Here is a 4,424-nt window from a genome sequence, read left to right as displayed (position 1 = left end):
GGGGTCAGTTTGGATATAGAGAATTATTGTACGGTAAGCCTGTTTTTTGAACAGACTTACCTATAGCAATAGGGTGTACTCCCGCGCTATACGGCATTTTCAGAGGTTTGACCTTAATCGGATAACCTAAATGCGATACTGCAAGAGCGACAACTTAAAAGCGATAGCCACTGACGCAAAATCAACCACTTACGAACCAAGATTGGTTAAATAATGCGCTTAACGTACAAAAATTGGCACTGTTGCAAATAGTCGGTGGTGATAAACTTATCATCCCCTTTTACTGATGGAGCTGCACATGAACCCATTCAAAGGCCGGCATTTTCAGCGTGACATCATTCTGTGGGCCGTACGCTGGTACTGCAAATACGGCATCAGTTACCGTGAGCTGCAGGAGATGCTGGCTGAACGCGGAGTGAATGTCGATCACTCCACGATTTACCGCTGGGTTCAGCGTTATGCGCCTGAAATGGAAAAACGGCTGCGCTGGTACTGGCGTAACCCTTCCGATCTTTGCCCGTGGCACATGGATGAAACCTACGTGAAGGTCAATGGCCGCTGGGCGTATCTGTACCGGGCCGAGGTGGTAGATGCATAGATTGCAGCGCGTAAATGACGCTCCACCATGACCATCATCCGGTGAATGGTGACATCCCGTGAACTCTGTGCCATTCGTTCGGCTCCGGCATTCATTGCATCTGCAAGGATCGCTGCCATAAGCGCTGCTTCGTCTTCTGCCTGTTCTCCGGTGCGATAATGGGTGAAACAAATTCCCGGCAGCGACAATGTGGCTTCATATGCCACTGGACTGGGGTATTGCCTGTCGCCATGACACCATTGAAGGCTGGATTCTTAAATTTTCTAATCGAGGGCTGTGCAAAATTAGCTACGTCCGCTTCACGCTGTGAGTTCAATAATTGTGTTGCGTCCATCAGTTGAAATCACAGCTCAAAGTAGACGCTCATTCTCACTGGAATGCTTTGCTTTCACCTTGCCAGAGGACAAATCCTTTGTCCCGCAACTATGGTTTTTTATTAGGATTTTCGCCACTGAATAAATTATAATAAATTGATTTTATAAGATATTCGTCATGGGCTATATGACCAGTACGAGTTGCATGCTCTAATGTTTCAGATGCCAGTATATGTGCGGCTTCAGCAAACATCCCAGGCCAACCCTTACTCAGCATAGACAGTCCTTTAAGGACTCTTATCTGAATCTCCCTCATACTCGCACCATCACGTGCAACAGGTAAGAAAAAGTCTTCCAGTAGGTCTTTGATCTGAAGTGGCGCAACATGTACTGAAGGATATATCACTTCAGTTTCATCTATTTTATTCTGCGCGTAAGCGGAGAGTATTCGAACACCTCTGCCAATGACATCAATCGCAGTACCGGGATCGTTTACTGCGGGCGAAAGGGCCCTGCAGGCTATTTCGGCCATGACGCTGAGACAGAATCGGGGATCCTGAGCAAATGAACGCACATCCGAGACAATGATCGTTTCAAGTAAATCGGTACAGATTGATGACTCCTGACCAGAACTCAGGTACAAAACTGGCATCGATGGATGTATGAAACTGCCTGGCTGCGCCACAAGATATACATGACGAGGATCATTGCTCAGCAGACTGCCGAGCTTGACCATGTCAATATATTCAACATAGCCAATTTTCTCCGGATATACGGCAACAGTTCCTTTTGGTTGTTCATTGTTCTCAAGCCATGGATATCCGCCAAGACATGGACTTTTTGCTCTCGCAATAAATGTCTCGATCGCCGCCTGTTCTACTTTTGCTGTTGTCTCACCTACCCTGCCCAGAGAGGTCAAATGCTGTATCCAGCGAAGCAATGTGCTGATTATTAAGGCAATGACAACCAGTGTTACAATGAATAAAATGACTCTACCCCTTTCTCCGTAGGCTCCCATATTGAGGGCAATAATCCCTACCAGGCTGAAGAGAAAAGAACCGATAAAAGTGGCCAGTACATTTTGTGTGGTTACGTCTTCTACAACTAAACGCGTGGCTCTGGGCGTCACATTAGTAGTGGCTGAACCGTAAGCGGTGACCATGATACTCAGTGAAAATGTGGTCACCGCCAGCATACTCGATGCCAGTATGTTCAGAATATTATCAACTGCTTCCGCACCAACCTTCACTGATACTGACTCTGGGATCATTGATCTAAAAAGAATAGATAAAAGGGCCGTTATTATTGCTACCATTGCAAATAACGTTGCCCTGAACCATAGCTTTTTAAGTGTCTGCCTGAGAATCCATTGCCAGCGTGAAATCATTCAGCATATCCTTGTATTAAGTTCGGGAAAATAAATGCCGCCCGGCAGGACGGCATTTTTGTATTAACGAACGAGGTGCAGGAAGTGCAGGTGTTTTTCGTACTGGTCCAGTATGTCATTAATCAGCTGTTCCTGATTCCAGCCCATCACATCATAGTTTTGACCGCCTTCTTTCAGATAGACCTCAGCGCGATAATATCGATGTTGCTCAGCCTGCTGCTCGTCATTGTCCATTGCAGCCATGGCGAAAGCCGGTGAGTTATAGCCACGAAGTCTCACTTCATAAATAAAGTTCAGCTCATTGCCCAAATCGACTTCAAGCCGAATTCGTTCGTCATCAGTATCACTTATATGGCTTATCGTTCCCTGTTTATTCAGTTCTTCCTGAACCAGCGTCATGGCGGGCTGGATAACGTCGCCCATAAAGCGTTTCACAAGAGAGCGCTTTGGCAGATAAGCGATATTGCGCAAGCGTCTCTGCCATGGAATCGGGTTACGCGCTGCAGTCGGAGCAATAGTCGCCATGCTCAGGCTTTCACGCTTGGTCAAATCCCGACGCAGGGCTTTTAATAATCCGTATATGGATATCAGTAAAATCACTGAGAAAGGTAATGCGCTCGCTATTGTCACGGTTTGCAGCGCGCTCAGTCCCCCCGCAATCAGCAGTGCGATTGCCACAATCCCTATGAGCGAGGCCCAGAAAATTCGCTGCCATACAGGCGTGTTAGCGACGCCACCCGATGCCAGCGTATCAACAACCATTGCCCCGGAGTCAGCCGAGGTGACAAAGAAGACAATGACCATCGCCATTGCAATAAATGACAGCACGGAAGAAAACGGGAAATGCTCCAGGAAATTAAACAGGGCCAGCGCGACATCCTGCTGAACGGTATTGGCGAGATCAGCCGCCCCCTGGTGCATAATGAGATAGATTGCGCTGTTACCAAACACCGTCATCCACATGAGCGTGAAGCCGGCGGGAACAAACAGCACGCCGGTGACAAACTCGCGAATGGTTCGACCGCGCGAGACTCTTGCGATGAACATCCCCACAAACGGCGACCATGAAAGCCACCATCCCCAGTACAGTAATGTCCAGCCCCCCAGCCAGTTGCTCGACTTAGGTTCATACGCATAAAGGTTAAAAGTTTTACTCACCAGTTCAGAAAGATAACCGCCCGTATTTTCCACAAATGACTTCAGCAGAAGCACGGTTGGTCCCAGACACAGGACCAGCGCCAGCAGCAGCACTGCCAGGCCCAGGTTGAGCTCAGACAGTATACGTATTCCCTTGTCCAGGCCGGACACCACCGAAATCGTCGCTAAACCAGTGATGACAACGATTAGAATCACCTGCACCGTTTCATTAATAGGCACCCCGAAAAGATGATTCAAACCAGCATTCACCTGCAAAACACCGTACCCCAGCGATGTCGCAACGCCAAAGACGGTGCCAATAACGGCGAAAATATCAACCGCATGGCCTACAGGTCCGTATATGCGCTCGCCAATAATGGGATAAAGTGCGGAACGCAGCGTTAAAGGCAGACCGTGACGGTAACTGAAAAAGGCCAGGATCAGTGCCACAATAGCATAGATTGCCCATGCGTGCAGGCCCCAGTGGAAGAACGTCAGGCGCATTGCTTCCTTCGCTGCCGCAACGGTCTCTGGAGTGCCGACAGGAGGTGAAAGATAATGCATCACAGGTTCAGCAACGCCAAAGAACATCAGGCCGATCCCCATCCCTGCCGAGAAAAGCATCGCAAACCAGGAGTGATAGCTAAAATCAGGCTGCGCATGGTCCGGACCCAGTTTGATATCACCGTAGCGTGAGAGTCCCAGGAACGAGACACTCAGTAGAATCAGGGCCACTGCAAGGATGTAGAACCAGCTGGCATTCGTGAAGATTTGTTGCTGAAGTAGTTTAAAATTTTTGTCGGCGACATCCGGGAATACAGCGGCAAAGGCGACAAGAAGGAAAATTAACAAAGCAGATGTAAAGAATACCGCTTTGTTAATCTGGCTTTTAGACTTCTTTTGGATTGTATCATTTTCACTCATAATCATTTATTCCATTAATTAAAATCCGCACTGTATAGAGGGTACTACATCTCAAAGATTAGGG

At 48.0% G+C, this 4,424-nt stretch carries 2 protein-coding genes and 2 pseudogenes; 1 reads left to right on the top strand and 3 read right to left on the bottom strand.

The features are described from left to right. Nucleotides 1–298 precede the first annotated feature (298 nt). Nucleotides 299–580, top strand: a pseudogene (locus M989_RS23760) (IS6-like element IS26 family transposase); the annotation flags it as partial. On the opposite strand, the pseudogene M989_RS26445 reads toward M989_RS23760, so the two are convergent. The 3 genes and pseudogenes from M989_RS26445 to M989_RS23750 all read right to left on the bottom strand — a co-directional run. Next, nucleotides 580–768 (bottom strand): annotated as a pseudogene (locus M989_RS26445) (Tn3 family transposase); the annotation flags it as partial. The pseudogenes M989_RS23760 and M989_RS26445 sit on opposite strands and share 1 nt — an antisense overlap. A gap of 253 nt (nt 769–1,021) precedes the next feature. Next, complete coding sequence (locus M989_RS23755) at nt 1,022–2,299, bottom strand: DUF2254 domain-containing protein (protein WP_000625672.1); 1,278 nt, start codon at nt 2,297–2,299, stop codon at nt 1,022–1,024. A gap of 63 nt (nt 2,300–2,362) precedes the next feature. Continuing rightward, on the bottom strand, nt 2,363–4,360 hold the full coding sequence (locus tag M989_RS23750) for a BCCT family transporter (RefSeq protein ID WP_008325030.1): 1,998 nt from the start codon (nt 4,358–4,360) through the stop codon (nt 2,363–2,365). Nucleotides 4,361–4,424 lie beyond the last annotated feature (64 nt).

Source organism: Kluyvera georgiana ATCC 51603, from assembly GCF_001654985.1.
GTDB classification, from domain to species: Bacteria; Pseudomonadota; Gammaproteobacteria; order Enterobacterales; family Enterobacteriaceae; genus Kluyvera; species Kluyvera georgiana.
The sequence above is the reverse complement of the archived record's forward strand: the minus strand, read 5'-3'. Positions and strand labels throughout refer to the sequence as shown.

Bases quoted from the DNA above. Each gene is read 5' to 3' on its own strand.
- M989_RS23755 (WP_000625672.1), bottom strand. From the start codon at position 2,299: ATGATTTCACGCTGGCAATGGATTCTCAGGCAGACACTTAAAAAGCTA.
- M989_RS23750 (WP_008325030.1), bottom strand. From the start codon at position 4,360: ATGAGTGAAAATGATACAATCCAAAAGAAGTCTAAAAGCCAGATTAAC.